Annotated in this window: 26 protein-coding genes and 1 pseudogene; 11 read left to right on the top strand and 16 right to left on the bottom strand. The window is 44.8% G+C overall.

All coding sequences use genetic code 11. The features are described from left to right. Window positions 1-64: 64 nt before the first annotated feature. The gene (gene lplJ / locus NST22_RS05580; protein WP_003244914.1) at window positions 65-1,060 is read right to left on the bottom strand and encodes a lipoate--protein ligase LplJ; all 996 of its coding nucleotides are present in this window, start codon (window positions 1,058-1,060) and stop codon (window positions 65-67) included. A gap of 12 nt (window positions 1,061-1,072) precedes the next feature. After that, entirely contained in the window at window positions 1,073-1,807 is a 735-nt protein-coding gene (locus NST22_RS05575) for an MBL fold metallo-hydrolase (protein ID WP_003233185.1), read from the bottom strand. Between the two features lie 157 nt (window positions 1,808-1,964). Here NST22_RS05575 and yhfH point away from each other — a divergent pair, with 157 nt between their 5' ends. Further along, a complete protein-coding gene (gene yhfH, locus NST22_RS05570) occupies window positions 1,965-2,099 on the top strand; it encodes a protein YhfH (RefSeq protein ID WP_003244802.1) in 135 nt (44 codons plus the stop codon). Window positions 2,100-2,369: 270 nt separating this feature from the next. Beyond that, window positions 2,370-3,659, top strand: coding sequence for a glutamate/proton symporter GltT (gene gltT, locus NST22_RS05565; protein WP_003245579.1), 1,290 nt, complete (start codon window positions 2,370-2,372; stop codon window positions 3,657-3,659). 36 nt (window positions 3,660-3,695) lie between these two features. Here gltT and NST22_RS05560 read toward each other — a convergent pair whose 3' ends face one another. The 4 genes from NST22_RS05560 to NST22_RS05545 form a co-directional block, all read right to left on the bottom strand. Further along, complete coding sequence (locus tag NST22_RS05560) at window positions 3,696-4,103, bottom strand: ASCH domain-containing protein (RefSeq protein WP_003244837.1); 408 nt, start codon at window positions 4,101-4,103, stop codon at window positions 3,696-3,698. 12 nt (window positions 4,104-4,115) lie between these two features. Next, window positions 4,116-5,156, bottom strand: a complete 1,041-nt coding sequence (locus tag NST22_RS05555) for a M42 family metallopeptidase (protein WP_009966936.1) — start codon at window positions 5,154-5,156, stop codon at window positions 4,116-4,118. Between the two features lie 133 nt (window positions 5,157-5,289). Beyond that, on the bottom strand, window positions 5,290-5,454 hold the full coding sequence (locus tag NST22_RS05550) for a hypothetical protein (RefSeq protein WP_170295641.1): 165 nt from the start codon (window positions 5,452-5,454) through the stop codon (window positions 5,290-5,292). 114 nt (window positions 5,455-5,568) lie between these two features. Further along, a complete protein-coding gene (locus NST22_RS05545; RefSeq protein ID WP_003233198.1) occupies window positions 5,569-6,345 on the bottom strand; it encodes a YhfC family intramembrane metalloprotease in 777 nt (258 codons plus the stop codon). 126 nt (window positions 6,346-6,471) lie between these two features. Between NST22_RS05545 and fabHB the strand changes: the two genes are divergently transcribed. Further along, window positions 6,472-7,449 carry a beta-ketoacyl-ACP synthase III FabHB gene (gene fabHB, locus NST22_RS05540; protein WP_003233200.1) on the top strand — a complete coding sequence of 326 codons (978 nt, stop codon included), beginning with the start codon at window positions 6,472-6,474 and terminating at the stop codon, window positions 7,447-7,449. Between the two features lie 41 nt (window positions 7,450-7,490). On the opposite strand, the gene NST22_RS05535 is transcribed toward fabHB, so the two are convergent. The 6 genes from NST22_RS05535 to NST22_RS05510 form a co-directional block, all read right to left on the bottom strand. Continuing rightward, window positions 7,491-9,818 (bottom strand): YhgE/Pip domain-containing protein, encoded by a 2,328-nt coding sequence (locus NST22_RS05535; RefSeq protein WP_003245424.1) that lies wholly within the window; start codon window positions 9,816-9,818, stop codon window positions 7,491-7,493. A gap of 70 nt (window positions 9,819-9,888) precedes the next feature. Beyond that, window positions 9,889-10,464, bottom strand: coding sequence for a TetR/AcrR family transcriptional regulator (locus NST22_RS05530; protein ID WP_003233204.1), 576 nt, complete (start codon window positions 10,462-10,464; stop codon window positions 9,889-9,891). Between the two features lie 145 nt (window positions 10,465-10,609). Continuing rightward, window positions 10,610-12,022 (bottom strand): protoporphyrinogen oxidase, encoded by a 1,413-nt coding sequence (gene hemY, locus NST22_RS05525; protein WP_339232960.1) that lies wholly within the window; start codon window positions 12,020-12,022, stop codon window positions 10,610-10,612. A 14-nt stretch (window positions 12,023-12,036) separates the two neighbouring features. Next, entirely contained in the window at window positions 12,037-12,969 is a 933-nt protein-coding gene (gene hemH / locus NST22_RS05520; RefSeq protein WP_003244736.1) for a ferrochelatase, read from the bottom strand. Between the two features lie 71 nt (window positions 12,970-13,040). Beyond that, on the bottom strand, window positions 13,041-14,102 hold the full coding sequence (gene hemE / locus NST22_RS05515; protein WP_009966929.1) for a uroporphyrinogen decarboxylase: 1,062 nt from the start codon (window positions 14,100-14,102) through the stop codon (window positions 13,041-13,043). Window positions 14,103-14,223: 121 nt separating this feature from the next. After that, the gene (locus tag NST22_RS05510; protein ID WP_003233213.1) at window positions 14,224-16,368 is read right to left on the bottom strand and encodes a transglycosylase domain-containing protein; all 2,145 of its coding nucleotides are present in this window, start codon (window positions 16,366-16,368) and stop codon (window positions 14,224-14,226) included. Window positions 16,369-16,489: 121 nt separating this feature from the next. Here NST22_RS05510 and hmoB point away from each other — a divergent pair, with 121 nt between their 5' ends. From hmoB to sndC, 4 genes and pseudogenes are all read left to right on the top strand, one after another. Then, window positions 16,490-16,990, top strand: coding sequence for a heme-degrading oxygenase HmoB (gene hmoB, locus NST22_RS05505; protein WP_003244748.1), 501 nt, complete (start codon window positions 16,490-16,492; stop codon window positions 16,988-16,990). Window positions 16,991-17,034: 44 nt separating this feature from the next. Continuing rightward, window positions 17,035-17,350, top strand: a pseudogene (locus tag NST22_RS05500) (hypothetical protein). Between the two features lie 65 nt (window positions 17,351-17,415). Continuing rightward, window positions 17,416-18,807, top strand: a complete 1,392-nt coding sequence (locus tag NST22_RS05495) for a hypothetical protein (protein ID WP_003233218.1) — start codon at window positions 17,416-17,418, stop codon at window positions 18,805-18,807. A 72-nt stretch (window positions 18,808-18,879) separates the two neighbouring features. Next, a complete protein-coding gene (gene sndC / locus NST22_RS05490) occupies window positions 18,880-20,070 on the top strand; it encodes an N-acetyl amino acid acetylase SndC (protein ID WP_003245681.1) in 1,191 nt (396 codons plus the stop codon). A 17-nt stretch (window positions 20,071-20,087) separates the two neighbouring features. Here the strand turns inward: sndC and NST22_RS05485 are convergent, their stop codons facing one another. From NST22_RS05485 to ecsA, 3 genes are read right to left on the bottom strand one after another with little or no spacing between them, the layout of a single operon-like run. Next, complete coding sequence (locus NST22_RS05485; RefSeq protein WP_003233225.1) at window positions 20,088-20,798, bottom strand: EcsC family protein; 711 nt, start codon at window positions 20,796-20,798, stop codon at window positions 20,088-20,090. Between the two features lie 19 nt (window positions 20,799-20,817). Further along, window positions 20,818-22,044, bottom strand: coding sequence for an ABC transporter permease EcsB (ecsB, locus tag NST22_RS05480; protein WP_003245169.1), 1,227 nt, complete (start codon window positions 22,042-22,044; stop codon window positions 20,818-20,820). Continuing rightward, a complete protein-coding gene (ecsA, locus tag NST22_RS05475) occupies window positions 22,037-22,780 on the bottom strand; it encodes an ABC transporter ATP-binding protein EcsA (protein WP_003233230.1) in 744 nt (247 codons plus the stop codon). The genes ecsB and ecsA overlap by 8 nt, the downstream gene beginning before the upstream one ends. A 487-nt stretch (window positions 22,781-23,267) precedes the next feature. Between ecsA and NST22_RS05470 the strand changes: the two genes are divergently transcribed. From NST22_RS05470 to trpP, 3 genes are all read left to right on the top strand, one after another. Continuing rightward, on the top strand, window positions 23,268-23,705 hold the full coding sequence (locus tag NST22_RS05470; protein WP_003233231.1) for an HIT family protein: 438 nt from the start codon (window positions 23,268-23,270) through the stop codon (window positions 23,703-23,705). Window positions 23,706-23,851: 146 nt separating this feature from the next. Further along, window positions 23,852-24,931 (top strand): 3-phosphoserine/phosphohydroxythreonine transaminase, encoded by a 1,080-nt coding sequence (serC, locus tag NST22_RS05465; protein ID WP_003233234.1) that lies wholly within the window; start codon window positions 23,852-23,854, stop codon window positions 24,929-24,931. A 124-nt stretch (window positions 24,932-25,055) separates the two neighbouring features. Further along, window positions 25,056-25,574, top strand: coding sequence for a tryptophan transporter TrpP (gene trpP, locus NST22_RS05460; protein ID WP_003233236.1), 519 nt, complete (start codon window positions 25,056-25,058; stop codon window positions 25,572-25,574). 73 nt (window positions 25,575-25,647) lie between these two features. Here trpP and NST22_RS05455 read toward each other — a convergent pair whose 3' ends face one another. Then, on the bottom strand, window positions 25,648-25,839 hold the full coding sequence (locus NST22_RS05455; protein ID WP_003233238.1) for a hypothetical protein: 192 nt from the start codon (window positions 25,837-25,839) through the stop codon (window positions 25,648-25,650). Between the two features lie 129 nt (window positions 25,840-25,968). On the opposite strand from NST22_RS05455, the gene NST22_RS05450 reads away from it, so the two are divergent. Next, window positions 25,969-26,325 carry a YtxH domain-containing protein gene (locus NST22_RS05450; protein WP_003245875.1) on the top strand — a complete coding sequence of 119 codons (357 nt, stop codon included), beginning with the start codon at window positions 25,969-25,971 and terminating at the stop codon, window positions 26,323-26,325. The last annotated feature ends 154 nt before the right edge of the window (window positions 26,326-26,479 follow it).

The raw sequence follows: 26,479 nt of genomic DNA, 5'->3' as shown, positions 1-26,479 counted from the left end.
GTGAATCCCTCCTGCCTCCATTATTTCAAAAACACAACCGCTCTTTCAAACGATGTGTTTTGCCTTAGTAAATCAGATCAAGGAAATCCTCTTTCGTAATGTTCCCAAAGTAATGCTTGAGATTCACACCTTCGAGCACATCAGCGATGACGCTGCGTTCGTATTGTTTTCCGACCAGCAGGTTTTCAATTTCAGATACATCACCGACACCGAAGAAATCTCCGAAGATTTTGCAGTCCTCGATTTTGCCTTTCTTGACTTCCAGGTGCAAATCGATCGATCCAACCGGATAACGCTTCGAATGATTAAGGTTAAATTTTGGTGAGCGGCCGTAGTTCCAATCCCAATTCTGATAGCGCTCTTTCGAAATTTGATGAATGGTCTCCCAATCTTTTTCCGTCAGCTTATACTCCGGCACGTTTCCAACGTCGTTTGTGTTAAAAATATGGCGAAGCAAATGGCTGCGGAATTCTTCGGTGGTCATTTTATCATCGAGAAACTCACTGATGTTTGCCACTCGGCTTCTGATCGATTTGATGCCTTTTGATTCAATTTTATCCTTTTTCACCTTTAATGCTGATACAACATGATCAATGGCTGAATCAAACATGAGGGTGCCGTGGCTGAAAATACGGCCTTTCGTTGCAAACTGAGCGTTTCCGGATATTTTCCGGCCATCTACTACAATGTCGTTCCGGCCGCTTAATTCGGCTTCAACCCCAAGCTGATGTAACGCCTGAATCACTGGCTCAGTGAATTTTTTAAAGTTATGAAAGCTGTCCCCGTCATCCTTGGTAATAAAGCTGAAGTTCAAGTTCCCCAGATCATGGTACACAGCGCCCCCGCCTGATAAACGGCGGACGACGATAATCCCGTTTTCCTCAACATATTTTGTATTGATTTCTTCTATTGTATTTTGGTTTTTCCCAATGATAATAGACGGTTGATTCACATAAAAGAGCAAATATTGCTGTTCAGGGTCTAAATGCTTTACACAGTACTCCTCGATAGCAAGATTGATCCGCGGATCATTGATATTTTGATTGTCTATAAATAACATGGTGCTCCTCCTTTATCCTTCCCACACAAAACCTGATTTCGCAATATTCACTTCTCCGTTAAAAACGGTTTTCGCTTCTTTGCGAAGGTTGTCATGCACGCCAAAATGCGGCAAATGTGTCAGCAGCAGTTCTCCCGCTCCGGCTTCTTTTGCAATGCGCCCAGCTTCCAGGCTGTTCATATGGCCTGCACTTGTTCCGTCTTGATCGGCATAAAAATTGCATTCTGAGATCAATAAATCAGCATCTTTCGAAAACGGTATAAATGAATCCTGATAGCTGGAATCAGCAGTATAAACGACAGTGTGGCTGCCGTCAGTAATCCGCATGGCATAGCACGTCACCGGGTGAATCGTTTTTAAAAAGGTGATCGTAAACGGACCGGCAGTCAGCGGCTGATCCGGCTGATAGGCGATCCCTTTTGTATGTGTTTTATATGTAAGCTTTTGAAACTGTTCTATATCAGCATCATGTCCGTAAATCGGAAGCGTATGCTCTCCTTTGCCGAGAAACGAACCGACTTGCTTGGCAAATTGCAGCGGTCCGATATCAGCGATATGGTCATGGTGATAATGAGACAGAACGACCGCATCCAGCTTTTCCGCCGGCACATATCCGAACAGCTTAGACAATACGGCACTGCCGCAATCAACAAGCAGAGAGTAATCACCTGACTGAAACAAATAGCCTGACGTCGCTTCATTTGCGGCCGGAAAACCGCCATAGCATCCGATAACTGTAACTTTCATAATGTCCTCCTATCTTTTCAAAAAAATTGGTCCTCCTTCAATATACCCATTTTTCTTGAAAAAAGCATGTTTTAAACATTGTATCAAAACAGTTATTGATTTTTGTAATCTGTTATATTACAATGAAATCACTACAAAGGGGAAAGAGGGATTGGTTATGCTGGGGAAAATCACAGAATTTTTTAGAAACCTGCCTTCGAAAAAGTGTGCGGAATGCGGAAAAAAGATAGAAGAGCAGCATGAGTGTTATGGTAATATCTGCAATGACTGTATAAAAGTAAACGATTTGTAATGAGCGAAAATCCCGCGCCTTACGCGTGGGATTTTCTTATTTTTTCACATATCTCTTAATTTTGAAATAATAGTCAGGTTAGGTCAAAGCTCACCTGTTTTTAGATAATTCTGGTGATTATCATAATGTCATTGAATATTCTTTATTTTCGAAATATAATTTACTATAGACGAATTGATTTCTTATCTATTATAATTTGATCTAATAGTGAGATTAAATATATGTCTATTCATGATATATGTTGATACTTTGTTTTTTGGGAGGTAATCTATGAAAAGAATTAAGTTTGGATTAGCCACACAAATATTCGTTGGACTTATTCTAGGTGTCATTGTTGGCGTCATTTGGTATGGCAACCCAGCATTGCCTACTTACCTGCAGCCAATCGGGGATCTCTTTTTACGCTTAATCAAAATGATAGTGATTCCTATTGTTGTCTCCAGCTTAATCATCGGTGTAGCCGGTGCAGGAAATGGAAAGCAAGTCGGTAAATTAGGCTTCAGAACGATTCTGTACTTCGAGATCATCACGACTTTTGCCATTATTCTCGGACTAGCCCTTGCAAACATCTTCCATCCGGGTACAGGAGTTAATATACACGAAGCTCAAAAATCGGACATCAGTCAATATGTTGAAACTGAAAAAGAACAAAGTAATAAATCAGTGGCGGAAACGTTCCTCCATATTGTGCCGACAAACTTCTTCCAGTCATTGGTCGAAGGGGATCTTCTAGCCATCATCTGCTTTACAGTACTATTTGCATTGGGTATTTCCGCGATCGGTGAAAGAGGCAAGCCTGTATTAGCCTTTTTTGAAGGTGTATCCCATGCCATGTTCCACGTTGTAAACCTTGTGATGAAAGTGGCGCCATTCGGCGTTTTCGCTCTTATCGGAGTGACTGTGTCTAAATTCGGACTCGGTTCTCTTATCTCTCTCGGAAAGCTCGTCGGATTGGTTTATGTCGCGCTTGCTTTCTTCTTAATTGTTATTTTCGGGATTGTCGCAAAAATTGCCGGCATCAGCATCTTCAAGTTCCTTGCTTACATGAAGGACGAAATCTTACTGGCGTTCAGTACGTCCAGCTCTGAAACGGTTCTTCCGCGTATCATGGAAAAAATGGAGAAAATCGGATGTCCAAAAGGCATTGTTTCATTTGTCATTCCGATCGGTTACACGTTTAACTTAGACGGTTCCGTTCTCTATCAATCTATTGCCGCACTCTTTTTAGCACAGGTATATGGCATTGATTTGACGATTTGGCACCAAATTACGCTTGTGCTCGTCTTAATGGTGACATCCAAAGGGATGGCTGCCGTACCTGGTACTTCTTTTGTTGTCTTGCTTGCAACGCTTGGCACCATCGGCGTTCCGGCTGAAGGACTTGCCTTTATTGCCGGCGTAGACCGCATCATGGATATGGCACGTACAGTTGTCAACCTGACTGGTAACGCGCTTGCTGCCGTTGTGATGTCTAAATGGGAAGGCATGTTTAATCCTGCGAAAGCAGAAACTGTTATGTCCCAATCGAAAACAGAACAAAACGCAACCATTTCTGGTTAATGAAAAGCCTGCGGGGTTCTTGCCCCGCAGGCTTTTTTAATCTTTAACAAGCACAAACAACTCTGTAATCAAAACAGTATCCTCATTCAGCTCCAGTTCACCGCTTTTGATCAGTTCCGCCCATGCCATCCGATGATCCTCTTGAAACTCCTCAATTCGGTCTCCATTGCCCTCTCCTTTGACTAACCTCATATCAGGCGCACCAAAGGTGGTTTCAAAGACATCTGTTACTTTTATATTGCATCTTGGATTGTCATGTTTATCATAAACGGTAACAAGCTGACCCGCTGTTTGATAAACGTCCCTCAATTCATCTTTTGAATACAATGATTTCGGCGCGCACGTGGCGCTTTTTTCTCCGGCAAGGATCTGCTGAATCAGCTGTTCTCCCAACCCGTCATCACCTTCCCAACCGAATGTGCTTTTCAGCTTATAAATCTTCATTGGTCCTCCCCCTTATACCATTGGTGACTGTACATAGTAATACAGAAGCTTAGCGGTATGGCGAAGAGATGATTTATGGGTGCGTTCAAATGCATGGGAAGCGTCAATTCCCGGCCCTATGAGGCCATGCACAATATCATGCCCGGATTTGATCGCTGCTGACGCATCAGACCCGTAGTACGGATATATATCAAGCTTATAGTCAATATGATGCTTCTCGGCTAATTGAACTAAATGCTTTCTGAGCTGATAATGATACGGCCCGCTCGCATCCTTCACACAGATTGATACTGAATATTCATCCGTCGCCTGCCCGTCACCGATAGCGCCCATATCAACCGCCAAATATTCAACTGTTTCAGGAGGAATATTCGAATTCCCGCCGTAACCGATTTCTTCATTATTGGAAATAAGAAAATGGGTTGTATACGGCAGCTCAATGTCTTCTGTTTGAATTTCATGAATTAAGCGGAGCAATAAGGCGACGCTTGCTTTGTCATCCAAATGGCGCGATTTAATAAATCCGCTTGATGTGATCTCGACACGTGGATCAAACGACACAAAGTCTCCGACGCCAATGCCAAGCTCCTCCGTATCTTTCCGGCAGTGAACAGGTTCATCTAGGCGGATCTCCATATTCTCTTGATTCCGCTCAGCCTTTCCCGCGTCTTTGTATACGTGCACAGACGTTTGATGCATTAAGATTGTGCCTGTGTACATTTTTCCCGAGGCGGTTTCAATTTGGCAATACTCCCCCTCAATCGAGTTGTAGCGGAACCCGCCGATTAAGTCGATTTTCAGCCGGCCGTCCGCTTTAATTTCCTTCACCATAGCGCCGAGGGTGTCAACGTGCGCTGTCAGCATGCGATGCCGGGATGTGTCGCGTCCTGGAAGCGTTGCAATTAAGCCGCCCTTGTGGTTCCGAACCGTTTCTACCTTCCATTCTTTTAAAAGGCTTTCAATATAATTGATCACCTCATATGTATTTCCTGTCGGGCTTGGGATCGATACAAGTTCTTTAATGAGCTCCATCGTTTTACGTACGGACGTCATAGGGCATTCCTCCTTTTATTTTCTACTTAAAATATACTCTTTTCCCGAGGGACCCGTCCAATCTTTTCCTATCAATCTCTCATATGCTGTAGAGAGCATGGGAAGAGGAGGGATTTCTATGTGCTGTCGTCATTCACATGAACAGAAATGTCGTTGTCACGATTGGTTCGATGATTTTTGGTTCTTTGACGAGTGGTTCGATAAAGATTTCCACGACCATTGCAAGAAAAAGAAAGAATGCCATGACCCTTGCGAGAAGAAGAAAAAGAAACACCATTGTTTCTCTTGTAAAAAACACAGACATTCTTGCTGTCATTGCTAAAGACTGAATCAGAAATATTCTGATGACCCATGCTTAATGAATATTTCCATTCACATTTTTCCAAGCGGGCATTGCTGCTGCTTGGACCTTTTATTGAAACACCCTTTTTGCTTTTACAATCCAATAAACTGATAAAGCCGCTATAAGAGCAACAATGATTTCAACAGCTGCAGCATGCTCTATGATTCCTCTTTGATATAAAACCGCCGGGACATTAAACAGTGCATGTAAAAGAATAGAATACAGCAAAAACAGCGGCCGGCGGTTTTTAACCGCGTACAAAACAAGCAGAGACAGACCAATCTGGACGGCAATGGCACTGATTCTTTCTATTCCGCCCAGCATCCATTCATACGAAGGAGTATGCAGCAGCTGCTCCTGTATCGGCAAAAGCGCCTGTTTGACGTCGCCATTGACCAAAAGCTGTTCAAACGTCCCGCTATTGATTGCAAATGCGTATACAATAAGTGAGATAGAGGACAAGCCTGTAATCAGGATGGCTTCAAGCCCGCCATGGCCTGCCCCGAAAGCCAGACCATCTGCCCAAGTATGATGGCGCTTCATAAAAAATCGCATCATCAAATACCTTCCGCACTCCTCAAAAATGCCGGCCATCAAGCAGCCGTAAATGCCATACCATAATGGATGCTGCATCGCTTCTTTCGTCATTTCATTCACTTGCAGTACATAAACATGAACGCCGCCTTCCAGCAGCTGAGCGAAGACAAAAAACGTGAGAGCGCCAATAAAAAACACTTTAAGCGAGGCACCATACTTTCGCTTAAACCATACAATCAGCCCGATTGGCAACAGAAACGCAATAGCCCCGGATAATGCCAAAAAGACTACTGCTTCTTGACTGACCATTTTTCAGCCTCCTTTTTCTTTTTCATAGATTCCTATCTACACTTCTCTTTTTTTGTAAAAAAACCTTCTTTTTAGTACCAGATACTAATATCTAGTGTTATAATCTGACCATAAGGAGTGATTCATATGTCAAAAGCAAAAATTACAGCTATCGGCACCTATGCGCCGAGCAGACGTTTAACCAATGCAGATTTAGAAAAGATCGTTGATACCTCTGATGAATGGATCGTTCAGCGCACAGGAATGAGAGAACGCCGGATTGCGGATGAACATCAATTTACCTCTGATTTATGCATAGAAGCGGTGAAGAATCTCAAGAGCCGTTATAAAGGAACGCTTGATGATGTCGATATGATCCTCGTTGCCACAACCACATCCGATTACGCCTTTCCGAGTACGGCATGCCGCGTACAGGAATATTTCGGCTGGGAAAGCACCGGCGCGCTGGATATTAATGCGACATGCGCCGGGCTGACATACGGCCTCCATTTGGCAAATGGATTGATCACATCTGGCCTTCATCAAAAAATTCTCGTCATCGCCGGAGAGACGTTATCAAAGGTAACCGATTATACCGATCGAACGACATGCGTACTGTTCGGCGATGCCGCGGGTGCGCTGTTAGTAGAACGAGATGAAGAGACGCCGGGATTTCTTGCGTCTGTACAAGGAACAAGCGGGAACGGCGGCGATATTTTGTATCGTGCCGGACTGCGAAATGAAATAAACGGTGTGCAGCTTGTCGGTTCCGGAAAAATGGTGCAAAACGGACGCGAGGTATATAAATGGGCCGCAAGAACCGTCCCTGGCGAATTTGAACGGCTTTTACATAAAGCAGGACTCAGCTCCGATGATCTCGATTGGTTTGTTCCTCACAGCGCCAACTTGCGCATGATCGAGTCAATTTGTGAAAAAACACCGTTCCCGATTGAAAAAACGCTCACTAGTGTTGAGCACTACGGAAACACGTCTTCGGTTTCAATTGTTTTGGCGCTCGATCTCGCAGTGAAAGCCGGGAAGCTGAAAAAAGATCAAATCGTTTTGCTTTTCGGGTTTGGCGGCGGATTAACCTATACAGGATTGCTTATTAAATGGGGGATGTAACAAAAAAAGAACTTGTTTCCAAGGAAACAAGTTCTTTTTCTTTATGAAGCCGGCTGTTCTTCTGATGTTTCTTCCTTCCGGCTTAACATTGTAAAGTAAGTAATGCTTAGTGCAATCATGACGAGGGCAATGCCGATTAAGACGCCGGCCATCTGCCACATGTAGCCAAAGTCACCGTTTGAAATGACTGCTCTGAATCCGTTAATGCTGTAGGTCATCGGCAATGCGCCGTGGATGACCTGATAGAAATTCGGAAGCAATTCCAGCGGGAAGGTTCCTCCGCTCGCTCCCAGCTGCAGCACTAAAATAATGACTGCGATAAATCGCCCCGGGTTGCCCATCGTTGTAGCCAAAAATTGAATTATCGCCAGGAAAGCGAGACTCGTAATGATCGTAAACACGTAAAATCTCCACGTGCTCTCTACCTCAAGACCAATTCCCAATAGAAGAACCGTCGCCACAATCAATGATTGAATGATTCCTACAAGCATCATGACATTGAATTTGCTGAAGAACCACTCAAAACCGTTTCTCGGACGTCCTGACGCTTCCTTCAGCGGGAAGACAACCGTCAGCATGATGCCGCCGACATACAAGCCCATTGACAGGATATAAGGTGTCAGCCCTGTTCCATAGTTAGGAACGGAATGAATGGCATCATCTTTGGTTTTAACCGGATCCGCAAACATGCCGTATGTTTGATCATCAGCATCGATATCTCCTGTTTGGTCAGCCGCATCCTTCAGCTTACTAGACAGCTCTCCTGTGCCGTCCAATAGCTTGCCTAAACCTGTATCAAGTGATGCAGATCCGTCTGCAAGTTTTGATGATCCGCTTTGGACCTGTTTAGACCCGTCTAACAGCTTAAACAATCCGCCGGATACTTGGCTGCTTCCTGTCACCAATTGCTCTGAGCCCGCTTTTGCTTTTGCGAACTGCTTATTATATTCACCGATGCCCGCTGTCAGTTTAGTTTGGCCATCTGTCAGCTTCTGAGAACCGTTGTATATCTTATCAGCTCCCTCAGTTAATCTGTCAATCGCATCTTGGATTGTTTTTGCGCCGTTATAAAGCTTAGATGTAGCTTCCGGCATGGCTTTCACCTGCGCCACCTGCGCTTTCACGTCTTCAAGAGAGCTTTTTATCGTTGCGATGTCAGGCAGCTGATCAGCTGTAGGTAGCTGGCTTAATATTTGATCAAAATCAGGCGCATCAACTTGCGGAAGCTTTTTCTCAACAGAATTAATCAGCTGGCTTTTTTGCTCCGCTGTTAAGAAGTCACTCGAATTGATGACATTTTTAAATGCCTGATCACGGTTTTTCAAACTGTTTTCAAAGTCAGTCAGCTGTTTTTTGAATTCCTTCATCGCAGTTTCTGACTTTTCCAGATTGTTTACAGCAGTTTCAAGCTTCGTTAAATCGAGCGCATTAATGATCTTTTCCGCTTTTGCCGCTTTCTCAGAACCTTCTTGGACTTTACTGTTGAGCTGATCCAACCCGTTAGTAAGATTAGGCGTACCCTTCTGCACATTTTGAAGTCCGGCAAGAAGTTCATTCATCTTGCTTGTCAGCTCGCCTGATCCTGCTGCAAGCTGACTAGATTTATCATAAATCTGGTTGCTGCTGTCCTGGAATTTACCGAGCGAGCTGTCAAGTGATTGGATGCCGCTCGTCACCTGAGCCGCTCCATCTGCAAGCTGCGCTGTTTTGTCACTGATGGTAGCGGTGCTTTCCTTCAGCTTCGCCAGATTTTCTTTCAGCTGGGCGCTTCCGTTTTTCGCATCCTTTGTGCCGTCATCAATTTTTTTCGCGCCGCTGCTCGCGTCGCTCAAACCTTTTGCGATATCTTTAAAGTTATCAAAAATAACTTTCGTATATTGCTCGGTCACTTCTTTTGAAACAGAGGCTTTCAGTTTATCAATCGCTTTTTCGCCGATCGTTGCCCCTACATAGTTAGAACCTGCATTTGTATGGTATTTCAGATCCAATTTTTTCGGATTTTTGTCTAATACAGTGCTGGCATTCTTAGAAAAATCCTCAGGAATCTCGACAACTAAATAATATTTTTGATTCAATAAGTCCTTTAACGATTGGTCGAGATCATTGGAAAAATGCCAATCAAAGTTGTTATTATCCTTTAATTCTTTGACCAGATCATCACCGATTTGAAGTTTTTCTCCTTCATACGTTGCTCCCTTGTCTTGGTTGACGACAACGACAGGCAGCTGGTCAACTGTGCCGTACGGGTCCCAATAAGCCTTTAAGAATACGCCGCTGTAAATAAGCGGGACAAACAAAATGGCGATGATGGGAATCAATAATTTTTTACTTGTTACGATGTCTTTCCACTGACTTCGTATTGTGTTCATCCTGATGCCTCCATTCTAAAACTGACTCATCATAAAAAATGGTCATTTTCTTGCAAAGAGAAAGGATTATCTAGTTCGCTGACAATCCTTTGACAACATACAATTCAAGCAGTCCCGCAATTGTCTCTTTATCAAGCGGGGGGTGTTGTTTTTCCCAGTCAAAAATGAGCGCGATATAAAGCTTCAGCATCACAAAGGCTGTCAGCTCAGGGTCGCACGGCTTGATTGCGCCGCTTTTGATCCCGTCTTCAATCTTGCTTTTGATATAAGACAGGATGGATCGCTCCATTTTCTGGATCACTTCCTGAACTGCCATTGTACCAATCTCGGCATTCTCTTGGAAAATTTTAATCGTCAGCTGATGTGTTTTCCTGAACTCCAGAATGGCAAACAGCGCTCTGTGCACATTTTCATGGAACGGAAGGCTCGGCTCCATCGCTTCATCCGCTTTTTGCTTCATTTCCTTTAATAAAGTAGTGAAAATCTCGTCAAACAGCTCTTCTTTGTTTTTGAAAAAAGTATAAATGGTTCCCTTCCCCACGTTCGCAAGTTTTGCGACAAGATCCATTGTCGTCGCTTTATACCCGAACTGCGTGAAAGACTTTGTAGCCGCCTCCAAAATGAGCTTTTTTCGATCTATTGACATTGTATTCACCTCGAAACTGACCGTTTGAACATTTTAGTCATTAAGTACATATGCAAATGTATCATAACCTGCTGTTCAATTCAATCATTTTTTACACAATATTGCCATTGCACATCAAAAAAACCTCCGCGATAAAGCGGAGGTTTTAGCTGAATAAATAGGTAAGCGCGTCAGACACGGCAGCTTTTCCTTGATCAATGCAGTCGGGAATGCCGACACCTTCGAAAGAAGCGCCTGTCATATAAACACCCGGATACGCAGATGCAAGTGCTTCACGCAGCTCCTTGATACGCTGCTTATGGCCGACATGGTACTGCGGCATGCTTTCATGCCATCGGGTTACACATGTCATTTCCGCCTCGCCGTTTATGTTCATGACTTTCTTTAAGTCTTCTAACACAATGTTGATAATGTCATTATCTGATAGATCGACAATGGATTCGTCTCCGGCTTTTCCGACATATGCCCGAAGCAGCGTTTTGCCTTCCGGCGCTGCGTGCGGCCATTTTTTATTCGTCCACGTACAGGCTGTGATCGCAAAGTCACTGTTTCTTGAAATGACAAAACCCGTGCCCTCATGCTCCATTTGGACGGAGCCTTCAGGGAAACCTAAAGCGACGTTTGCCACGGATGTGGAGTGCATATTTTTCAAATGAGAAATGGCAGGAAGCTCAGAAAGCATTCCCGCAGCCGCTTTATGCGGAGCAGTCACAATTACTGAATCAGCATCAAGTGTGACGCCGTTATCCAGTTCGAGCGAATAGCAAGAGCCGCTATGGCTAAGTTTGGTCACTTTTGTGCCTTTATACACCTTCGTCAGCTTTAACTGCTTTTCGATCTCTTCTACAAGGGTCTGCAAACCGGTTGACAGAGTTTGGAACTGCCCTTGTTTTTTTGCCGTCAGCTGCTGGCCTGAGCCTTGAGGCCTTGTTTTTTTCATGCCGAGAATCAGGCTTCTATGCTTTTGTTCCGTCTGATAAAATTGCGGAAATGTCGACATCAGGCTGAGCTTGTCAATGTCGCCTGCGTAGATCCCTGATAGTAGCGGCTCGATTAAGTTCTCGACCACTTCATCTCCGACACGTCTGCGGAAGAATTCTCCCAATGACTGATCATCCTTTGTTTTGCTTGCAGGCAGGATGAAATCCATAGCAGCTCTCGCCTTCCCGGACAAGGAAAACAGACCCGTAGAAACAAACGGCGCAATTTTTGTCGGTATCCCCATTACAGCGCCCTTCGGCATTGGATGCAGGGTGCGGTTTACAAGCACATAGGATTGCCCGGTCGCATTGTTGACAAGCAAATGCTCAAGACCTAAGTCTTTAACAAGCTGCGGGGCGCTTTTCTTTCGTTCCAGAAATGAGTCTGGCCCTCTTTCGATGATATAGCCGTCTTTCTTGACAGTCTGGATTTTCCCGCCGACTCTCGGACTTGCCTCAACAAGTGTCAGCTCAAGCGGCAGATTCTTTTCTTTGATTTCTTTTTCCATATAGAAGGCGGCGGCTAAACCGGTAATGCCGCCGCCGATGATGACTACATGTTTTTTGCCGTCACTCATGTTCATCGCCTTCTTTAACGTCCTAATTTTTTTAATACGACTGTTGCCAAAGCATCAATAAATTCAGGCTTGGCATTTGGCATTTCCGGCCGGTAATAGCTTGCGCCGATATCGTCAGTAACCACTTTGCATTCATAATCATTATCATAAAGCACTTCTAAGTGATCCGCGACAAACCCAACAGGAACATATACAAATGCTTGATAGCCTTTTTGTTCGAATAAATCACGTGTTAAATCCTGAACATCGGGTCCGAGCCAAGGATCAGGCGTGTTCCCTTCACTTTGCCAGCCGACAGCATATTCGGAAACGCCTGCGCCTTCAGCAATTAATTTCGCCGATTCATGAAGCTGGTCCGGGTACGGGTCTCCAAATTCTTTGATTTTTTCCGGCAGGCTGTGTGCGGATACGATGAGCATTGCGTTTTCTCTTTCATCCTCAGGCATTGACGCATATGTTTCCTTCACTCGGTCAACCCAATATGTCACGAACTTCGGTTCATCGTACCAGCTTTCAACTGACGTAATCGTTAAGCCGCCGAGTTTTTCAGCCTCTTCTTTGGCGCGTTTGTTGTAGGACTGAACGCTGAACGTGGAGAAATGCGGCGCCAGCACGATGCTGACTGCTTCTGTAATGCCATCCTTATGCATCTCTGCTACGGCGTCTTCAATAAACGGCTCGATATGCTTCAGTCCGATATACGCTTTAAACGTAATCTCATCCTGAATTTCATTCAAGTGCTGTTCCAGATTATGCGCCTGCTGTTCTGTGATTTGGGCAAGCGGTGAAATGCCGCCAATCGCTTCGTATCTGTCTTTCAAATCTTGAAGCATTTCAGGTTCAGGCTTTCTGCCTCTTCTGATATGTGTATAATAACGTTCAATATCTTCTTCCTTATAAGGCGTGCCGTACGCCATCACGAGAAGCCCCATTTTCTTTCTACTCACTGTTTACACCCTCTTTAATGATCTGATACAAACATTTTGACAGGATATCATTAAGATACCAAAAGATATGCTTAGGAATATTGACCCATTTTTTTGTTTTGTGAATATTCATGGACAAATGCTGTCAGTTTTTTCAAAACCTCGGGACTGACATCAGGAAATACCCCATGGCCAAGATTGAAAATGAAGCCGTCTGACTCCATACCCTGATCAAGTATTTCCTTCGTTTTCTGCTCAATGACTTCCCATGGCGCAAGCAAAATGGACGGGTCCAGGTTGCCCTGCACTGTTTTAGTAATTCCTTTTGATCTGGCTTCATCAATGCCGAGTCTCCAGTCAAGCCCGACAACATCGAGAGGAAGGTCATGCCAATCACCTGCAAGATGGCTTGCGCCAACGCCAAACATGATCAGCGGCACATTCTCCTTTGCGAGCTCTGAAAAGATCCGGTTCATCACGGGTTTGATGTATGTTCTGTAATCTGCCTGATTCAATGCGCCGACCCACGAATCAAAGATTTGAATCGCTTTTGCGCCTGCCTCAATCTGCGCTTTCACGTACACGATGATCATGTCGGCAAGCTTGGACATCAGCAGATTCCATGCATCTGGCATGCTGTACATGAAGGCTTTTGTTTTATTGTAGTTTTTCGACGGGCCGCCTTCGATCATATAGCTTGCAAGCGTAAAAGGCGCACCTGAGAAACCGATGAGCGGGACGTTCAGCTGCTCATTGACAAGCAGTTTAATCGTCTCAAGCACGTACGGCACGTCCTGTTCCGGATCAATCTGGCCGAGTTTTTCAATGTCCGCCAGAGACCGGATTGGCTGATCAATCACAGGACCGATCCCGTTTTTGATTTCAACATCCACACCGATTGACGGCAGCGGCGTCATGATATCTTTATAAAGGATTGCAGCATCGACTCCGTATTGCTCAACCGGCAGTCTTGTGACATACGCACAAAGTTCGGGCTGATGTGTGATCTCAAACAATCCGTACTTTTCCTTCAGCTTGCGGTATTCCGGCTGTGAGCGCCCTGCTTGCCTCATATACCACACAGGCGTGTGATCCGCTTTTTCTCCCCGCGCAGCTTTTAAAAACGTCTCGTTAAACGTTTCTCGTTTACTCATCTGATTTCCACCTTTCATACGGCAACCATACGTTCGTATTTCTTGACTTATTACACTATACCTTGTTTTAGGCAAATGGTATAGAAATGTAGCTCAAAGTTCAAAAAATCGCCGAATTCCATTAAGAGGAAAACAATTTTGGCTGAACGTAATCGGTTCCTTCCCCTTCTCTTTTTGTCTGTGTATTATAAGGCACAATTTTATAAGACGCGCCCGAAAATAAGTTGGCATAAGGAATTTCATAGCTTCCCTTCCCTTCAACCGAATCAAGAAGCGTCTCCTCGCCGTCCTTGTTTACATAAATTCTGTATACGGCCCGATCATCCTCTTGAGCGTCCCACTTTAATTCAATAGTAAAGAGCCCCGCTGCTTTAAATGTGTAATCGGCTGTGAGTGTTTTGACCGGCTTCAGCTCAATCGGGCTTTCCAGTTCTTTAACGTTTTTAGGCTTTGTGAACACATGACCGGTTTCTCCTGCCTGTGTCAAAATATCCTTAAACAGCCGCGTCGGGTATGAGCTCCCGGCTTTCAAATAATGGTTTTGATCCGTTTTGTCATAGCCCATCCAGACTGCCCCGGTTATTTTCGGCGTATAGCCTGCAAACCAGGCGTCCTTTGTCGCGCCGGAGACGCCTGTATAAGATGTTGAACCTGTTTTTCCCGCCAGGTCGCCGTGATAGGTGCCGGACGTGGCCGTTCCCTTTTTGACTACCTGCTGCAGCATTCTCGTCATATTCCAAGACGTCTGCTTGCTGAATACCCGCTTTCCTTCTTCTTTATGATCGGCTATTGTTTCTCCGTCTTCATCTATTATGCTCGAGATAAAGAAGGGTTCAGTATACGTTCCATTCGCGGCAAATGTATGAAACGCGCCGGCAAGCTGGAGCGGTGAAACGCCTTTTTCCAAGCCGCCTAGAGCAAGAGCAAGGCCTTCATCAGGGATATCAATGCCGTTTGCTTTCAAATAAGATTTCCCTGTTTCGACGCCGATCTCATTCAGCGTCCAGACAGCCGGCGCGTTTTTGCTGTACGTAATGGCGTCAGACATAGTGACTTCGCCCTCATACCGGCTGTCGTAGTTTTTCGGCGTATAATCTCCGTAGGACTGCAACTCATCCTTCAATAGAGAATATGGCTTAAATTTCTTTTCCTGCATCGCCGGTCCGTATACAGCAAGCGGCTTAAATGTGGAACCCGGCTGGCGGACAGCTGTGACACGGTTATATCCTTTGGATGTGTAATCCCTTCCGCCGATGGCCGCTTCTACACCGCCTGTCTTGTTATTAATAAAGACCGCGCTTCCCTCGGCATTCTGATCTGTTCCGGGATAATAGCTTCCCTCTTTCATCACCTGGTAAGCCGTCTTCTGCAGCTTCGAATCGAGCGGCACCTTGATCGTGTATCCGCCTTGAAGAAGCTGCTCTCCGGAAATGGAATACTTGTCTTCCGCCTCTTTGATCACAAGGTCAATGTAGCTGTCAAACCAAGGTGTTTCCGACTGTTTCTTCACATGCAGTCCAAGCGTCCGGCCCTGTGCGGTGACAGCCTCTTTCGCACTGATATAGCCTTGGTCATTCATCATACCTAGAATTGTATCACGCCGCTCCTTATTTTTATCAGGGTGCAAAATTGGAGAGTACGTAGAAGGCGCCTTCGGAATAGCGGCCAAAACAGCGCCTTCAGATACAGTCAAATCTTTTACTTCTTTATTAAAATAATAGTGGGACGCCGCTTGTATGCCGTAAACCCCGTGTCCGAAGTAAAGCTGGTTTAAATACATTTCAAGCAGCTTGTCCTTGCTGTAATCCCGTTCAAGATTAATCGCAATGATCACTTCTTTTGTTTTTCTTAGAAATGTTTTGTCATGTGTCAGAAAAATATTTTTGGCAAGCTGCTGGGTGATCGTGCTTCCGCCTTCCACCTTTCCGCCTGCTAATATATCGCGGTACACTGCCCTTCCGACGGATTTTGCATCAATGCCGTGATGCTCATAGAACCTTTTATCCTCAACAGCGATAAACGCTTCTCTGACCTGCTTAGGAATCTCATTGATCGAGACCGGCTCGCGATTTTCTGTATACAGGCTTGCAACCTCATCTCCGTTTTGATCAACAATTTTTGAAGAAGCATGAAGAATAAGCTTTTTTTCATCTATGACATAATGGCCGAGAAAAATAATTGAAATATATCCTATTAAAGCGAGAAAAGCAGTTAACACTAAAATAATGATAGGTATAAAAAGTTTCTTTTTCTTTATCTTAAACATGAACTCACCTCGCCTTTCTAAAGGTAGTATGGGAAAAATTGTTTGGAATTATGTTCGAAGCACTCGCCAATAGAAACTTATACCATTGTTTTGATATACTAGCAAGCAGGAGGTGGCTGATATGAAGGTTTATATTACATATGGGACAGCCGATTTTTTAAAAACGATCGTACAGAAGCATCCCTCAGAAAATATCCTTTTGATGCAGGGGCAGGAAAACGCCATTTTAATTCATGAAACAAACGGAGATACCGTTTTCCAGGCACCACACGCTTATGAAGTCATTGACCAAGTCGGAGAGATCAAACATCCCGGTTTTGCAGTATTGAACAATATTGCCGTTACTCAGGAAGGGCGTCCGCTGTTTGAAAACAGATTTAAAAACAGAGCGGGAAAAGTCGAAAACGAGCCTGGCTTTGAAGCAATTCGAGTGCTCCGTCCGCTTGACAGTGACACCTATGTCATTCTGACCTTGTGGGAAACGGAAAGCGCCTTTCAAGACTGGCAGCAGTCCGGTTCTTACAAAGAAGCCCACAAAAAACGCGATACATCTGCCGGAATTGACACAACGTCGATCTTCTCCCGGCCTTCCTATGTCACCACATATTTCGCTGTCGAATAGCTGCCGGCATGTCCGGCAGCTTATTTTATTGGGAGGAAAGCAAAATGAAGCATACTTGCCCAGTCTGCGGGTTTAAGGGATTGGCTGAACCGCCATATGATCATGAAGGCAATCATTCTCATGAAATCTGCCCGTGCTGCGGTTTTCAGTTCGGATTTGATGAGTACGAGATGCAGCACGAGGATAACTCATATAGAGCCATCGGAAAGCATCATCGCCTATAGAAAAAACTGGCTTGCTGAAGGGTGCGTCATTTTTTCTCCTGAATGCTTCCCAAAACATCTGCAAAAAGCGAATAGAGGATTAAGGCATCATCTGATTGAGCAGCTGAAACAGATCAATGTTCATCTTCCATCATAACCCTCCCCTCTGTCCCGGCACCTTCCGCCCGCCTATGAATAATCTGTAAGCGGAAGGAGTGATCGATGATGGAAGTCGGGATTTTGCCTGTCCATGTTCTGTATGTGTTTTTTATCGGTGCAATTATCCTATTTATGCTGCTGAGAAAAGACACGACATTTATTTCTCTATTCGGCATTTTTATCATATCGCTATGGGCCAGCCATTCACTTTCAGCTTCTGTCAGCAGTTTATTCCACAGCTTTATCTATGCGGCCGGCGAACTGCTGCCCACGATTTTCATCATTTGCTTTATCGTTTCAATGAGTGATTTGTTAACAAAAACAGGGATAAATGAAGCGATGATTTCTCCCTTTGCAAGCCTTGTGAGAGGGCCTGTGACTGCCTATTGGCTGATTGGAGGCCTGATGTTCGCCATTTCTCTATTCTTCTGGCCTTCTCCGGGTGTCGCTTTGATCGGCGCCGTCCTGCTCCCCGCAGCCGCACGTGCCGGTTTGACGCCTCTTGCCGCGGCCATGGCCATGAACTTATTCGGACACGGTTTTGCCCTGTCAGGAGACTTTGTCATTCAGGCGGCGCCAAAGCTGACTGCGGATGCAGCAGGCATTCCAGTCGGTGATGTCGTCTCGGCCAGTATTCCGCTTGTGCTGATTATGGGTGTGACAACAACAACTGCTGCCTTTATCATGATTCAGCGCGAACGCAAAAAACAGGAGCATCCCACTTCTTTTTCCCCCGTTCTTTCCGGCGAACAAGACAACTCGCTGTACTTGCCAAAACGCCTGCGGTCCATACTGGCTTTTTTGATTCCGCTTGCCTTTCTTGCAGATATCGCCTGCATGCTCTTGTTTAACCTACAAGGAAATGATGCAACCGCGTTAATTGGCGGGTCTGCAATTTGTATCCTCTTTACCGTTCATTTTTTCGTGTATAAGCATAAAGGGCTTGAAAAAATCACCGGCTATTTTATTGACGGATTTAAGTTCGGTTTTAAGGTTTTCGGCCCCGTCATCCCGATTGCCGCTTTCTTTTATCTTGGCGACTCAGGCTATGAAAGCATACTGGGCACTTCACTCCCTAAAGGTTCCCACGGCATTGTCAACGATCTTGGCATTGCTTTATCCCATATGATGCCTATGTCAAAGGAGCTTGCCGCCACTGCATTAACTGCCGCTGGAGCCATAACAGGCCTTGACGGCTCAGGATTTTCTGGCATTTCTCTCGCCGGCTCCATCGCAAAGCTCTTTTCGTCCGCTCTCCATGCCGATCCCGCTATTCTGACCGCGCTCGGACAAATCTCTGCCATCTGGGTGGGCGGAGGAACACTGGTCCCATGGGCTTTGATTCCCGCCGCGGCCATTTGCAAAGTTGATCCTTTTGAGCTTGCCAGAAAAAACTTCATTCCCGTCGCGATTGGCCTTTTGGTGACAACCCTCGCAGCTGTGATGATGCTTTAAAACAGCATGAGTTGAAATATTCAGACTTTTTCTATACAATCATGGAAAAGCATAGAAAAGGGGGAAGCGGCTTTGTCCATATCCACACTGCAGAAAGAGATAAACAAACAGCTCGACGGCTGTTTTGAAGAAATGGTTGAGATCAGGCGCCATTTTCATATGTATCCTGAGCTCTCATTTCAAGAAGAAAAAACCGCCGCATTTATTGCTTCCTATTATGAATCGTTAGGAGTCCCAATCCGCACAAACGTTGGCGGTAGAGGGGTTTTAGCAAATATAGAAGGAAGCGAACCCGGCCCTACAGTCGCTTTGAGGGCCGACTTTGACGCTCTCCCCATTCAAGATGAAAAAGATGTCCCTTACGCCTCCAAAGTGCCTGGTGTCATGCATGCATGCGGCCACGACGGCCACACCGCAGCTCTTCTCGCAGTGGCCAAGGTCCTTCACCAAAACAGACATGAACTGAAGGGAACATTTGTGATGATCCACCAGCATGCAGAAGAATATTATCCTGGAGGCGCAAAGCCAATGATTGATGACGGATGTCTCGAAAACACGGATGTGATATTCGGCACTCATCTTTGGGCAACTGAGCCGCTCGGAACTATTCTCTGCCGCCCCGGCGCCGTAATGGCGGCGGCAGACCGATTTACGATTAAAGTCTTCGGAAAGGGCGGCCACGGCGCTCATCCGCATGATACTAAAGACGCCGTCCTAATCGGTTCGCAAATCGTTTCCTCTTTGCAGCACATTGTCAGCCGCAAAGTCAATCCGATTCAATCCGCCGTCATTTCGACAGGCTCCTTCATCGCCGACAATCCGTTTAATGTCATCGCAGACCAAGCAGTACTCATCGGCACAGCGCGTTCTTTTGATGAAAATGTCCGGGACATTCTGGAGAAAGAAATTGAAGCGGTTGTAAAAGGAATATGCAGCATGCACGGCGCGTCCTATGAGTACACCTATGAACAGGGTTATCCAGCGGTTGTGAACCATCCTGCAGAAACGAACCACTTGGTGAGCACCGCAAAGAATACCGAGGGCGTTCAGCAGGTCATTGACGGTGAACCACAAATGGGCGGCGAGGATTTTGCTTATTACTTACAAAACGTGAAGGGCACTTTTTTCTTTACAGGCGCCGCTCCCGAACAGCCAGAGCGAGTCTATTCCCACCACCATCCGAAATTTGATATCAACGAAAAAGCCATGCTGACAGCGGCCAAGGTCCTTGCCGGCGCTGCGATCACCTATCATCAGCTATAAAAAAACAGCCGGAGTGTTTATTCTCCGGCTGTTTCCTTTAATATCCTCAGATGAAAAACATGTCTTGCCGTTTCTCCAAGCTGAGCAAGCAGCTTATAATTGGCAATTCCGCCGACTGCCGCTCCTACGCCCGGCAAAAGCTGAAAAAGCTTCACGACGTCGATATAATCGCGATATTCCTGCTGGAACACTCTCCAGTCGATGCTCTTTTTCTCCGTCTCCCAATTTTCGATGACAGAAAAAAGCGACTTACGGCCATCATCACTCGAAAACGCAAGCTGAAACACGAGCAGCAAAAATATCCTTTCTTGTGCATCCTTGACATCAAAGCCGTAAATGGAAGACAAGGTAAATAAACACTTCATCTTAATTGAAAGCAGCAGCGGAAAATCAGCAATGCTTAAAAAAATGCCGCCCGCTCCGGTGCCGACTCCCTCAGCAGCTGCCACTTTTTGATAAGAAACAATCGTTTTTTTCGCCAATTCGTTTTTTTCACTGAGCGACAGTGCACTTGTATCCTTTTTATAGGTGATGATATTAGAGCCGGCCATTGTCGCTTCTACCATTTTTTTCACACTCTCGGTGACGACCGTATGGATTTTTTCAGGAATCCGTTCATTCACCTTCGTCTGGACACGCTTCGAAAAGCGTTCAAACATGGAATCCTTTCGCAAAAAATGCATTTTCCATTCCAAAGCTTCCTGCATCAGCAGCTGATTATCTGTCATTTGATTACCTCTTTTCAGTTCACAGCTTTCCGTGCTTTTTCAGCCTGGTCGTCATATAAGCAGGCAAAACAACAAAAATCAGAACGGCAGAACCGATCAGCGCGTACAGAAAACCGGTCAAGCCGGCTGCATAGGCAGATGCAACAGACATCAGCAGCGCTTGAATACTAAGTGCAGTTTTTAATAGAGAGAAATAGCTTTTCAGCTTTGTTTCTTTTTGCACAGGGTACAGCTCTTGAAGCGCCAGATGGTCAAAGTGACCGAAGAGCGGCAGAAGCTGAATGCCCGTAATGAAAATGGCAAACACAGTCAAAACCGCGGCAATCAGCGGGCTGGCTGAGACATACATAATGATCAGCGCGAAAACGATCGTTAATCTGACAAGAATGCCCAAATAATCGCTCGAACGCAAAAAGGCGCGGGTGAACATATAGGCAAATGTTTTGCGCTGTTCAAACGGCACAAGCCGCAGCAAAAAGTCGAGATAAGCTCTGCGTTTGGCTTGCTTTCGCAAATGCGGCACATCAGTAAACAGGTTGGCAATCCGATAGAAACGCTGCTTTCGTCTCAATTCGGACTCAATATGGCTCTCCCATTTAAATGTTTTCCGTTTTGCTGCGGAAGACATATACAGATAAAGAACAGCCATAATGACATAGACGAGAAGCGCATACATATAAACAGATTGGAAAACAAAATAAAGAACGAGTGTATTCGCCGCAAAGCGAATGATGACGTCCATCCGTTTCATGCTGCGGTCGTTTTGGAAAGTCGTTCGCCATTCCATTACCTGATTCCACGCTTTCAGCAGCAACAGTTGGACAAAGACCGCGGCATACGATACGAGCGAAGCTCCCGGAGTGACTGCGAAATAAAGCGGCATCGCAACGATGCTCAGCGCAATCAGCGGAAACAGCTGAGACACATAGCTGTAGACAAACGCCTGCTTCAAGTAAGGCTCCATTTTTGCTTCAAGAGGCAATAAGAAAACAAGGTCAGCCTCCTTCAAAAGCGTTCGCACATAAGAGCTTGTCAATACGAGCGAAAACAGCACGGCCATCACCCAAAAGGACGGAAAGTGAGCGGGAATGTCCCGTATCCATTTGCTGTACCAGCTTGCAGCGCCCGCTAGAAAAAAAATCAAAACAATGACGAGGTGATCGTTGAGCATATATTTCATGTATGTTCTTGTTTCTTTGATATGCTCCTGCAGCCGCGACTGCCAAATATCAAGCATATTATTCATGGCCAGCGTCTTCCTTTGTAAGCTCAAGATACAAATCGTCCAGCGCCGCGTCCTTCATTCCAAACTGCTCTCTGAGCTCTGACAGCGTGCCGCGCGCCCGCACCTCGCCGTTATGTAAAATAATAAACGAATCGCAATAGCGTTCTGCCGTTGCCAAAATGTGTGTTGACATCAGCACGCTCGCCCCGCCTTTTTTCGCTTCATTCATCCGTTCAAGCAGCGCGTTAATGGCAAGCGGATCAAGCCCTAGAAAAGGCTCATCAATAATGTAGAGCGCAGGCTCTGCCAAAAATGCGCACATAATCATAACCTTCTGCTTCATTCCTTTAGAAAAATGGGCCGGGAACCACTTCAGCCTCTTTTCCATTCGGAATTCCTTTAGTAGCGGAGGCAGCCTTTTCTCCATCGTTTCTTTTGACAGTCCATATGCCATGGCTGTTAGTTCAAGATGCTCCATCAGCGTCAATTCTTCGTATAAAACAGGTGTTTCAGGTATATAGGTAAATTGTGAACGGTAGCCTTCCGGATCCTCAGCAAACGTTTTACCGTTTAATTCGATTGAACCTTTATGCGGGTCCATCAGCCCGATGATGTGTCTGATTGTTGTACTTTTACCAGCACCATTCAGCCCGATTAAGCCGACAATTTGATTCGGTTCAAGGGTGAATGATACGTTTTTTAAAACCGGATTCCTTGTATATCCGCCGGTCAAGTCTTTTACCGATAGCAGAGACATAGTTTCTCCCCTTATAGTGTTTTTCTTCATAGTACCAAAAACAAGGCCTGATTTGAAACAATTCCCTTTTAACAAATGATGAATTTGCTGTCATAAAGAGACAGGGTTCTGGACATCATAAAAGTTGTAGAGGAAAAGCATATCAACTGAAAAATGAGGTGTTTGTCAAAGACGTCTTAGAAACAGTTGGATAGAAAATAAACATGTCCAATGCTCAAACCATTTCTCTTCACTGAATTGATGAATTCTTCATGTATGAAGCAAATTGTCAAATGAGGTGTTTATCGCAGGAATCGTTAGGCATTAAACAAGTCTTCATTTTATTGACAAATGAGGTGCTTACCAAAGGCATAACACATTTTCTTCATATAAGCTCTTCCTCTGCATTCAGGGTGAACGCTCGCCGTTCATCCTGTTTTCTATTTTCTGCATTTCTGTGGTACGATGAATGTATACATACTAAACAATTTCATAAGGAGGAACCCTCATGCATTGTGCAGAGAATTGTATCTTTTGTAAAATTATTGCCGGCGACATTCCATCAGCGAAGGTGTATGAAGATGAACATGTACTTGCCTTTCTTGATATCAGCCAAGTGACAAAAGGCCATACGCTTGTCATTCCGAAAACACATATTGAGAATGTATATGAATTTACAGATGAATTAGCAAAACAATATTTCCATGCTGTTCCAAAAATCGCCCGCGCTATCCGGGATGAATTTGAACCGATCGGCTTAAATACGCTGAACAATAACGGCGAAAAAGCTGGACAATCTGTGTTCCACTACCATATGCATATTATCCCTCGCTACGGAAAAGGAGATGGATTCGGAGCGGTTTGGAAAACGCATGCTGATGATTATAAACCGGAGGATCTGCAGAACATCTCTTCCTCTATCGCAAAACGCCTGGCCTCATCATAAGATGAGGTTATTTTATTTTGTGAACATTTCGCAAACATCCGTCAATTTCTTTTGATAATTCTAATTTTTTATCAAAAAACTGAATTTTTGTGATAGGATAATTGTATTATTTTATACATTAACGTGGAAAACAGGGAGAGATCATAATGGAACGTACAACGAATTTTAACGCAGGTCCTGCAGCGCTGCCACTGGAAGTTCTGCAAAAAGCACAGAAAGAATTTATTGATTTTAACGAATCCGGCATGTCTGTTATGGAGCTTTCCCACCGCAGCAAAGAGTATGAAGCGGTGCACCAAAAAGCGAAAAGCCTCTTAATCGAACTGATGGGCATTCCGGAAGATTACGATATCTTGTTTCTTCAAGGCGGGGCAAGCCTTCAATTCTCAATGCTTCCGATGAACTTTTTAACACCTGAAAAAACCGCACATTTTGTGATGACCGGCGCTTGGTCTGAAAAAGCACTGGCAGAAACGAAACTGTTCGGGAACACGTCTATCACCGCTACAAGTGAAACAGACAATTACAGTTATATTCCAGAGGTTGACCTTACGGATGTAAAAGACGGCGCATATTTACATATCACATCCAACAATACAATTTTCGGCACTCAGTGGCAGGAGTTTCCGAATTCTCCAATTCCGCTCGTAGCCGACATGTCCAGCGATATTTTAAGCAGAAAAATCGATGTGTCCAAATTTGATGTGATCTACGGAGGCGCCCAAAAGAACCTCGGCCCTTCCGGCGTGACTGTAGTCATCATGAAAAAAAGCTGGCTGCAAAATGAAAATGCGAACGTCCCAAAAATCTTGAAATATTCCACGCATGTCAAAGCGGATTCACTCTACAACACTCCGCCGACATTTGCGATTTATATGCTGAGCCTCGTTCTGGAATGGCTCAAGGAAAACGGCGGTGTGGAAGCTGTTGAACAGCGCAATGAACAAAAAGCGCAGGTTCTCTACAGCTGTATTGATGAAAGCAACGGCTTCTATAAAGGACATGCCAGAAAAGACAGCCGCTCACGCATGAATGTCACATTCACGCTTCGGGATGACGAATTAACGAAAACATTCGTTCAGAAAGCAAAAGATGCGAAGATGATCGGCCTTGGCGGACACCGTTCGGTGGGAGGCTGCCGCGCTTCTATTTATAACGCGGTCTCTCTCGAAGACTGTGAAAAATTAGCTGCGTTCATGAAGAAATTCCAGCAGGAAAATGAGTAAAAAGTCTGGCTATGCAAACCGTCCGTTTGGTATACTGTTTGCATAACACATTCTGTAAAGCCTTCGCAATAAATGATGAGCATATTATTGGAGGGCAAAAAGCTTAGCAGAGGAGAGCATAGTTATGAAAACAAAAGAGTTAGTCATTATGGCTCTGTTTGCCGCAATCGGCGCAGCGCTTCATTCCATTATTCCGCCCTTTTTAGGCGGCATGAAACCAGATATGATGCTGATCATGATGTTCATGGGCATTCTGCTGTTCCCGCGGGTGCAAAATGTACTCGTCATCGGGATCGTGACCGGAATCATTTCCGCGCTTACAACCGCGTTTCCAGCCGGACAGATCCCTAACATCATTGATAAACCCGTATCAGCGTTTCTGTTCTTCTCCCTGTTTCTCTTGTTCAGAAAGAGCCGGAAAACAGGTGCAGCCGCTGTGCTGACAGTGATCGGGACCATCTTATCAGGAATTGTGTTTCTATCGTCAGCTTTATTGATCGTCGGTTTACCGGGCGGTTTCGCCGCATTGTTCGCGGCTGTTGTTCTGCCGGCCGCTGTGCTGAATACAATCTCAATGATCATTATTTATCCGATTGTGCAAACCATTTTAAGGCGTTCAAGCTTTATGGAAGCTGCTAAATAATTGTCACACAAAACCTCTTCCGCTTCCGGGAGAGGTTTTTTTGAACAGAGCGCCCGCAGCATGTCAGCATGTTTTAAGCGAGGAGTTTTGTGAAAAAGATAAGACATAGTGTAAAGGCGGTTCCGGTTGAACAAACAAGCGCTTTCTGCCGGATAACCCTCTTGGGCGGATAAGAAGCAGCCTGGCTGAGAAGTTTGATATAGTAAACAGCGCCTGAAGCGAAGGCAAGGGTGATGCAGGATAATACAATCAAAAAGACAGACAACCTTCTCCCTCCTTTTCACTTAAAAAATATGCTAAAATAAAGCAAGCTATGTATAGAAGTTCAGGCTTTCAACAAAAATGAAAAATGCTGAATGAATCCTATTTTGAAGAAAAAGACGGGGTGATTGTAATGGCGAGCGGACGTTCTCTATTAACAGGACTATTCGTAGGCGGCATCATCGGAGGAGCAGCGGTTCTTCTTACTGCACCTTCCTCAGGAAAGCAGCTGCGTGAAAAAATGAAAACCAATTATGATTCTTTTGAAGAAACAATCAAACGCTTAAAGTCAGACGGGCTTGCATTAAAAGACCAGCTGATCAAAGCGGCAAAAGAAAGCACGGATGTTATTAAAGACGTGGGCGGCGAGCTCCAAACATCAATTAAAAAATGGCAGGAAGAGATCAAGCCTCACCAGCAGGATCTGCAAAAAGAAATTGCCGATATCGAAGAGAAAATCAGACAGCTGGAGAAAACCTTACAAAACTAATATCCTATTCAAAAGAAAAAAATGCGGGCCAAAATTGGACCCGTATTTTTTTTGGCCGAAAAACCCTTTCGTCGCAATGGTTTGTGAATTTATTAAAAAATTCTTACATTTTCATCTTTATTAATCTTTATTTTATTGGCATAATAGAGAAAAA

It is taken from the genome of Bacillus sp. PS237, from assembly GCF_037963345.1.
GTDB lineage: Bacteria > Bacillota > Bacilli > Bacillales > Bacillaceae > Bacillus > Bacillus subtilis.
The sequence above is the reverse complement of the archived record's forward strand: the minus strand, read 5'-3'. Positions and strand labels throughout refer to the sequence as shown.

Bases quoted from the DNA above. Each gene is read 5' to 3' on its own strand.
- lplJ (WP_003244914.1), bottom strand. From the start codon at position 1,060: ATGTTATTTATAGACAATCAAAATATCAATGATCCGCGGATCAATCTT.
- NST22_RS05575 (WP_003233185.1), bottom strand. From the start codon at position 1,807: ATGAAAGTTACAGTTATCGGATGCTATGGCGGTTTTCCGGCCGCAAAT.
- yhfH (WP_003244802.1), top strand. From the start codon at position 1,965: ATGCTGGGGAAAATCACAGAATTTTTTAGAAACCTGCCTTCGAAAAAG.
- gltT (WP_003245579.1), top strand. From the start codon at position 2,370: ATGAAAAGAATTAAGTTTGGATTAGCCACACAAATATTCGTTGGACTT.
- NST22_RS05560 (WP_003244837.1), bottom strand. From the start codon at position 4,103: ATGAAGATTTATAAGCTGAAAAGCACATTCGGTTGGGAAGGTGATGAC.
- NST22_RS05555 (WP_009966936.1), bottom strand. From the start codon at position 5,156: ATGACGTCCGTACGTAAAACGATGGAGCTCATTAAAGAACTTGTATCG.
- NST22_RS05545 (WP_003233198.1), bottom strand. From the start codon at position 6,345: ATGGTCAGTCAAGAAGCAGTAGTCTTTTTGGCATTATCCGGGGCTATT.
- fabHB (WP_003233200.1), top strand. From the start codon at position 6,472: ATGTCAAAAGCAAAAATTACAGCTATCGGCACCTATGCGCCGAGCAGA.
- NST22_RS05535 (WP_003245424.1), bottom strand. From the start codon at position 9,818: ATGAACACAATACGAAGTCAGTGGAAAGACATCGTAACAAGTAAAAAA.
- NST22_RS05530 (WP_003233204.1), bottom strand. From the start codon at position 10,464: ATGTCAATAGATCGAAAAAAGCTCATTTTGGAGGCGGCTACAAAGTCT.
- hemY (WP_339232960.1), bottom strand. From the start codon at position 12,022: ATGAGTGACGGCAAAAAACATGTAGTCATCATCGGCGGCGGCATTACC.
- hemE (WP_009966929.1), bottom strand. From the start codon at position 14,102: ATGAGTAAACGAGAAACGTTTAACGAGACGTTTTTAAAAGCTGCGCGG.
- NST22_RS05510 (WP_003233213.1), bottom strand. From the start codon at position 16,368: ATGTTTAAGATAAAGAAAAAGAAACTTTTTATACCTATCATTATTTTA.
- hmoB (WP_003244748.1), top strand. From the start codon at position 16,490: ATGAAGGTTTATATTACATATGGGACAGCCGATTTTTTAAAAACGATC.
- NST22_RS05495 (WP_003233218.1), top strand. From the start codon at position 17,416: ATGATGGAAGTCGGGATTTTGCCTGTCCATGTTCTGTATGTGTTTTTT.
- NST22_RS05485 (WP_003233225.1), bottom strand. From the start codon at position 20,798: ATGACAGATAATCAGCTGCTGATGCAGGAAGCTTTGGAATGGAAAATG.
- ecsB (WP_003245169.1), bottom strand. From the start codon at position 22,044: ATGAATAATATGCTTGATATTTGGCAGTCGCGGCTGCAGGAGCATATC.
- ecsA (WP_003233230.1), bottom strand. From the start codon at position 22,780: ATGTCTCTGCTATCGGTAAAAGACTTGACCGGCGGATATACAAGGAAT.
- NST22_RS05470 (WP_003233231.1), top strand. From the start codon at position 23,268: ATGCATTGTGCAGAGAATTGTATCTTTTGTAAAATTATTGCCGGCGAC.
- serC (WP_003233234.1), top strand. From the start codon at position 23,852: ATGGAACGTACAACGAATTTTAACGCAGGTCCTGCAGCGCTGCCACTG.
- trpP (WP_003233236.1), top strand. From the start codon at position 25,056: ATGAAAACAAAAGAGTTAGTCATTATGGCTCTGTTTGCCGCAATCGGC.
- NST22_RS05450 (WP_003245875.1), top strand. From the start codon at position 25,969: ATGGCGAGCGGACGTTCTCTATTAACAGGACTATTCGTAGGCGGCATC.